The organism is Paenarthrobacter sp. CM16, assembly GCF_013179505.1.
In the GTDB taxonomy this organism is placed as follows: Bacteria; Actinomycetota; Actinomycetes; order Actinomycetales; family Micrococcaceae; genus Arthrobacter.
This window is the reverse complement of record NZ_JABMCX010000268.1, coordinates 1-6,438: the sequence shown is the minus strand read 5'-3', so window position 1 is coordinate 6,438 and position 6,438 is coordinate 1. Positions and strand designations below refer to the sequence as shown.

The following is a 6,438-nucleotide window of genomic DNA, read 5'->3' as shown; positions in this document are numbered from 1 at the left end:
GCCTTCGTGTGGCTGACCGGGTTCACTGCGGTGATTGCCGGATGTGCGGCAGCCTCTGCCTGGTTGTTGTGGGGATTGCTCGCAGTTTAGTTTGGAGTCCAAACCCGGGGCAAGGAGCCGACGGCGGCCCGTAGGCAGGCCCGTAGGTATTGGTCGCCGGGAGCCCTTGCCCTGCAGTCACTCCAGGGTGTCCAATCCTGTTTAAGGTTCGAACCCGGCGTGTTCGGACACCCTGCCGGGATACAACACCAGGAGGTGGCCATGTCCGCAAAGGGCACGCGAGAGGCACCCAAAGGAACCGGAGCCGGCACGCCCGATGCCCGCCGGGGCGACTCCGGTGCCGCCTTGGCAGCCAGTGACCCGGCCCGAGTCCGCAATGTTGCCCTGGTGGGGCATTCCGGAGCCGGCAAGACGATGCTGGTGGAAGCATTGCTCGCCGCAACCGGGGCGATCACCAGAATGGGCTCCATCAGCGAAGGCACCACGGTCAGCGATTCAGATCCGTCCGCGGTCCACCAGCAACGGTCCGTGAGCATGTCGGTGGCCCCGCTGTTGCTGGGCGAGGTAAAGGTCAACCTGATCGACACCCCCGGCTACACCGATTTCACCGGCGAACTGCGGGCTGGTTTGAGGGCCGCCGATGCGGCCCTTTTTGTTGTCTCCGCGGTGGAAGGAATCGACGGCGCCACGGTCGCCTTGTGGGGTGAATGCGCGAAGATCCGCATGCCCAGGGCGGTAGTGCTGAGTAAAGTGGACCACCCGCGCGCCGACTTCACTGCCGCCGTCGCGCGTTGCCGGGACGCCTTCGGCGAGTCGGTGCTTCCGCTGTATGTTCCTGGGGCGGGCAATGCGGCGCTCCTTGGCGTCCTCCAAGGGCAGGGTGATGAGGACGGGGTGGCGGAAGCGGCCGTAGAGTCGGCCAGGGGCCCCTTGATCGAAGGAATCATTGCCGAGAGCGAAGACGAAACACTCATGGACCGCTACCTCGGGGGTGAGGAACTGCCCTTGGCCGATCTGATCCAGGATCTGGAAAAAGCCGTAGCCAGGGGGAGCTTCTTCCCGGTGATTCCCACATCGGCAGAAACCGGCGTGGGCCTTCCGGAGCTGATGTCCTTGTTGATTGATGCGATGCCGTCACCCCCTGAACGCCTCACCCCGGCCGTGATGACGCTGGATGGCACGTCCATGAAGCCGCTGGGCTGTGATCCTGCCGGGCGCTTGGCCGCGGAGGTGGTGAGAACCACCGTGGACCCGTTCCTGGGGCGTGTTTGCCTGGTCCGGGTTTTCTCCGGGACCCTGCGGGAGGATTCTTCGATTCATGTGGGTGGCCGGGGGCTTGCCGACAGGGGCCATGAGGACCACGACGCCGATGAGCGCATCACCCATCTCTACGCGCCGGTGGGCTCCAGTCTGAAAGCCGTTCCGCAGTGTATTGCGGGGGACATCTGTGCCATCAGCAAGCTCGCAAGTGCCGAGACGGGCGACACCGTCTCGGATAAGGATGCGCCGCTGCTGATCGAAACGTGGAACATGCCCGAGCCGTTAATGCCCATAGCCATCGAAGGCGCCTCCCCGAGCGACGAAGACGCGCTGGCCAAGAGCATTGGTAAAGTGGCCGCCGCTGATCCGACGCTGCGCCTGGAGCGCAACCCCGACACCCACCAACTCATCCTGTGGTGCATGGGCGAAGCCCACTCCGAGGTGGTCCTGGACAGGCTGCGCAGCCAGGGTGTCAAGCTGCAGACCGTGGACGTCAAGACTCCGCTCAGGGAAACCTTCGCCACCAGAGCCGCCGGTCACGGACGGCACGTCAAACAATCAGGAGGCCATGGGCAGTTCGCCATCTGCGACATCGAGGTGGAGCCCTTGGCCCGAGGCGCGGGATTCGAGTTCACGGACAGAATCGTGGGTGGAGCGATCCCGGCCACGTTTGTTGCCTCCGTGGAGAAGGGAGTCCGTTCCCAGATGCTCAAAGGTGTGTCGGCCGGATTCCCGGTGGTTGACATCAAAGTCACCCTGGTGGGCGGCAAGACCCACAGCGTGGATTCTTCCGACGCCGCTTTCCAGGCGGCCGGAGCGTTGGCACTTCGTGAAGCTGCCGCTGCCGCAAAAATCCAGCTGTTGGAACCAGTCTCCTCAGTTGTTGTCAGCGTCCCGGATGATTATGTGGGTGCCGTGATGAGTGATCTTTCAGGACGGCGTGGACGAGTCACCGGCACCACTGCAGCAGACGGGGAGGGAACGGAAATCAGCGCTGAAGTGCCGGACCAGGAACTTCTGCGCTACGCCATCGAGCTTCGTGCCCTCACCGCCGGGACCGGTCGTTTCCGACGATCCTTCCTTCGCCACGAGCCCCTGCCAAAGTAGTGACGGGACTAAGGCCATACCTGCGCCGGCTTTGTTAGTTTGCGCGCAGGAAAGCAGCCACCGCAGGCGCCAGCGAGGCCCCGGTCTCGGCGGCCGGGCGTTTCACACCCTTGAGCGCGAACGAGTGGTCACCTCCCTCGCTCCACTGGAGCGTCGCCGTCGGGCCGATCCTGCCCACGACCTCCTCCAAAAGGTTTGGGGTTGCGAACGTATCCCGTGTCCCCTGGAGGAAGAGCATGGGTACCGTGATGCCGTAAAGGTGTTCGTCGCGCAGTTTTTCCGGCTTTCCGGGCGCGTGCAATGGATAGCCCAGGTACACCAGCCCGCTGGCAGGCATGCCGTCAGCCACTGCCATGGACGCCATGCGTCCTCCGAAGGATTTCCCGGCAGCCCAGAGCGGCCCGGCGTCGGCAAGCCCGCCCGCCGTTTCCATCACGGCGCGCCATGTGGCGATCGCCAAAGGCGGGCGGTCGGGAAACCGCCGGCCCGCTTCCCGGTAAGGAAAGTTGAAGCGCAGGGTAGCCACGCCCTCACCTGCCATCGCTTCGGCGAAACCTTGCAGGAAGGGGTGCTCCATTCCGGCGCCCGCCCCGTGCGCCACCACCAAAGTGGCAAAGGGGTTCTCCGGCCGGAGGTGCAGGGCGGAAATATCGGATTCGCCCACCGTGATCGCGACGGATGTTTCTGTATTTGGCATGACTCCATCATTGCCCACCACACCAAAAACACCGTGGGTGCTGACGCGCGAGCCATTAACGGGGTAGCTTGTGCCCATGGCGAGCGAAGCAACCACCGTTACAGTGCCCGGTCCGGATGGCCCCCGGGAAGTCCGGATTTCCAGTCCAAGCCGGGTGATGTGGCCGGAGGCAGGACTGACCAAGCTGGACCTGGCGAACTATCTTATTGACGTCGGGGGAGCGTTTGTCGCCGCCAACGGAAACCGGCCCATCAGTCTTCAACGGTATTCAGGAAGTATCGAAGGGGAGATGTTCTTCTCGAAGAATCCGCCCAAGGGCGCCCCGGAGTACGTCCGCTCGGTTCCGGTGACGTATCCCAGCGCACGGTCCCATCCGCAGTTGGTGATTGATGAGCCTGCGGCAGCCGTGTGGGCAGCGCAGATGAACACTGTGGTGTTCCACCCGTGGGCTTCCCGGGCGGATGATCCCGATAACCCGGACCAGTTGAGGATAGACCTCGATCCCCAGCCGGGCACGGACTTTGACGACGCAATTCCTGCAGCACAGGAACTCCGGTCCGTCCTTGCTGAGGCCGGGCTGACGGCTTTCATCAAGACCTCCGGCAACCGGGGACTGCACGTGTACGCTCCGATCCATCCCAAACACGAGTTCCTCGATGTACGGCACGCCGTGATCGCGGCAGGGCGTGAGTTGGAGCGGCGCATGCCTGACCAAGTCACCACGGCGTGGTGGAAAGAAGAACGCGGAACCAGGATCTTCGTGGACTTCAACCAGGCCAACCGGGACCGGACCATCGCCGGCGCGTACAGCCCGCGCGCCGTGCCTGCGGCCCAGGTTTCGTGCCCGCTGGAATGGGACGAACTGGAGAACGCCGATCCCGCAAAGTACACCATCACCACAGTCCCGGACCGGCTGGCAAAAGCCGGCGACCCGTGGGCATCCATGCACGATCACCCCGGCGACATCGATGTGCTGCTGGCCTGGTGGGAGCGGGACGTCAAGAACGGCCAGGGCGAGATGCCCTTCCCGCCGGAATTCCCCAAGATGCCGGGTGAGCCCATGCGTGTTCAGCCAAGCCGGGCCCGCAAGCCGGAGGAGTAAGCCGGGAGGCCGAGTGCCACAACGATGCAGGACGGGGTTGGTGGGTCTCGCAGTCGCCTGCGGGACGCTCCTGGGCGGGTGCACTGTAGTGCCGGACCCGCTGCCGTCCCGGCCCGCTACGTCGGTGAAGCCACCGGCAACAGCAACGTCTGCACCGATGACCACGGCGCCAACGACGACGTCCCCTCCTGTGGTGCCGACAAGCACCGAAGCATCAAGTTCGGCACCGCTGGACACTGCGTCATTTTCACCGGCCTTCCAGGAGTTACGGGCCACCTTGGAACTGTTCTCCCGCGAAAAGCGCGAGGAAGGCGCCTCAGCGGTGCTCATCAGCGCCAAGGTTGGCCTGCAGGAGTGGACTCATGCGGCTGGAGTGAGGAGCCGTGATGGGCGCACTGAGGTCCAGCCCGGTGACACCTTTGCCGTGGGCGGACAACTCCGGACCATGCTGGCAGTGTCCATCGCCAAGCTCGTGGAAGAGGGAGCATTGACTCTGGACGACACTGTCCTGACGCACCTGCCGGGTTCAGTTGCCGAGGGCAGCGCACTAACCATTCGCCAGCTCCTCGGGATCACGGCAGCCCTTCCCGACATGACGTCCGCACAGGCCGATGCCTTGCTGGGTCGGTTGGTGGAGCGGCTCCGGGGTTCATCGCTTGAAGCTGTCCTGCAGGGTGATGTCTTCGGGCCCCTGGATCTCGAGTCCACTTCCTTGCTGGTTCCTGGCTCCACCGCCCCGGATGATCTAGTCCACGGCTACATCCAGGTGGCCGGGGAAACGGTGGATGTGACGTTTCCTTCGGCCCCGAGCGGGGTTGCACCAGGCGGTTTGGTCTCCAGCATTGAGGACATCAGCACCTTCTATGAGGCCCTGTTGACGGGACGACTGGTGGAACCTGCAAGCTTGATCGACATGAAGGGCGCGGTGCCCGCCAACTACGGCCTGGGCCTGGACCACTGGGACGACCGCTGCACGAACGGCTCATACTTCGGTCATGCCGGAGACATTCCAGGCTACGGGAGCGTTGCCCTCAACAGTGCCGACGGCAACCGCCGGCTGGTTATTTTCGTAGCGTATCCGCCCCGGCCTCTGCTGCCACAGCCGTCGGCAATCTCCTTGGAAATGACTGGTGTTGCGCAGGTGGCTTTGAACTCGGGCTGCCGTTTCCAGTTCCGCTGAGGCTGGCTGTGGCTATTCGAAACGCGAAGTATCGCCCATGCCCCGCCGCACCACCTCGGCGACTCCACTGGAGAAGTCGATCACTGTGGTGGGCTCCGAGCCGGTGTCGCCCGCGTCGATGACGCCATCCACCTGGTTGTCCAGGCGCTCCTTGATTTCCCAGCCCTGGGTCAGCGGCTCTTCCTCGTCCGGCAGCAGCAGGGTGCTGGAGAGCAAAGGTTCACCAAGTTCAGCCAGGAGCGCCTGGACCACCTTGTGATCGGGAATGCGGACACCAACGGTTTTCTTCTTGGGGTGCAGGAGCCGTTTGGGCACTTCGCGTGTTGCGGGGAGGATGAATGTGTAGCTGCCGGGGGTGACCGCCTTGATGCTCCTGAAGATGTCGTTGTCCAGCATCACGAACTGCCCCATCTGGGCGAAGTCTTTGCAGACCAGCGTGAAGTGGTGTTTGTCATCCAAATGCCGGATGGTCCTGATCCGGTCCAAGGCTTCCCTGTTGCCGATCTGGGCACCTAGTGCGTAGCAGGAGTCGGTCGGGTAGGCGATCAAGCCGCCGCCTTGGAGCATATTCACCACTTGGCCGATGGCGCGTGGTTGTGGATCTTCAGGGTGCACGTCAAAGAATCTGGCCATGGGAAGAGCCTACGACAAAGCTATGAAAAGACGTCCTTGCTGGAGAATTTGGCATAGGCCAGCGCGCCGCACACAACGATGTATCCGGCCTGGAGGATTGCGTTTTCGCCAAATGATGTCCAGGAGATGGGCTGCCGCAGCAGGTCAGCGAACCCCAGCCAATGGTGGCTGAAGAGCCAAGGGTGCAGCCATTCGAGTTGGGGGAGGTTGTCAAGTACCTGCGAGAGGACTGAAAGGACGATCGTGGTGGCCATTGCTCCCACAGGAACGTCCGTGAACGTGGAAATCAGCACTCCGATTGCCGACAACCCCAGGAGCGAAACCGTGATGTAGGCAGCAATCAGCAGTGATCTCACGGCGGCCTCGCCCACGCTGATGGTGTCACCGGACAACAGCGTCACCGGCCCCACAGGAAAAAGTACGACGCCGGCCAAGGCGCCGGATACTGCCACGGCAGCC

The 6,438-nt window shown here is 63.4% G+C and carries 5 protein-coding genes and 1 pseudogene; 3 read left to right on the top strand and 3 right to left on the bottom strand.

Features of this window, described 5'->3' with window-relative positions:
• Positions 1-261 precede the first annotated feature (261 nt).
• On the top strand, positions 262-2,367 hold the full coding sequence (locus HP499_RS19100) for an elongation factor G-like protein EF-G2 (protein ID WP_172325744.1): 2,106 nt from the start codon (positions 262-264) through the stop codon (positions 2,365-2,367).
• A gap of 34 nt (positions 2,368-2,401) precedes the next feature.
• Here the strand turns inward: HP499_RS19100 and HP499_RS19095 are convergent, their stop codons facing one another.
• On the bottom strand, positions 2,402-3,064 hold the full coding sequence (locus HP499_RS19095) for an alpha/beta family hydrolase (protein WP_172325743.1): 663 nt from the start codon (positions 3,062-3,064) through the stop codon (positions 2,402-2,404).
• 76 nt (positions 3,065-3,140) lie between these two features.
• On the opposite strand from HP499_RS19095, the gene ligD reads away from it, so the two are divergent.
• Positions 3,141-4,166, top strand: coding sequence for a non-homologous end-joining DNA ligase (gene ligD / locus HP499_RS19090; RefSeq protein WP_172325742.1), 1,026 nt, complete (start codon positions 3,141-3,143; stop codon positions 4,164-4,166).
• A 40-nt stretch (positions 4,167-4,206) separates the two neighbouring features.
• On the top strand, positions 4,207-5,346 hold the full coding sequence (locus HP499_RS19085; protein ID WP_309138425.1) for a serine hydrolase domain-containing protein: 1,140 nt from the start codon (positions 4,207-4,209) through the stop codon (positions 5,344-5,346).
• A 12-nt stretch (positions 5,347-5,358) separates the two neighbouring features.
• Here the strand turns inward: HP499_RS19085 and HP499_RS19080 are convergent, their stop codons facing one another.
• Positions 5,359-5,979, bottom strand: a complete 621-nt coding sequence (locus HP499_RS19080) for an L-threonylcarbamoyladenylate synthase (RefSeq protein ID WP_026540583.1) — start codon at positions 5,977-5,979, stop codon at positions 5,359-5,361.
• Between the two features lie 20 nt (positions 5,980-5,999).
• Positions 6,000-6,438 (bottom strand): annotated as a pseudogene (locus HP499_RS19075) (ABC transporter permease); the annotation flags it as partial.

Bases quoted from the DNA above. Each gene is read 5' to 3' on its own strand.
- HP499_RS19095 (WP_172325743.1), bottom strand. From the start codon at position 3,064: ATGCCAAATACAGAAACATCCGTCGCGATCACGGTGGGCGAATCCGAT.
- HP499_RS19080 (WP_026540583.1), bottom strand. From the start codon at position 5,979: ATGGCCAGATTCTTTGACGTGCACCCTGAAGATCCACAACCACGCGCC.
- ligD (WP_172325742.1), top strand. From the start codon at position 3,141: ATGGCGAGCGAAGCAACCACCGTTACAGTGCCCGGTCCGGATGGCCCC.
- HP499_RS19100 (WP_172325744.1), top strand. From the start codon at position 262: ATGTCCGCAAAGGGCACGCGAGAGGCACCCAAAGGAACCGGAGCCGGC.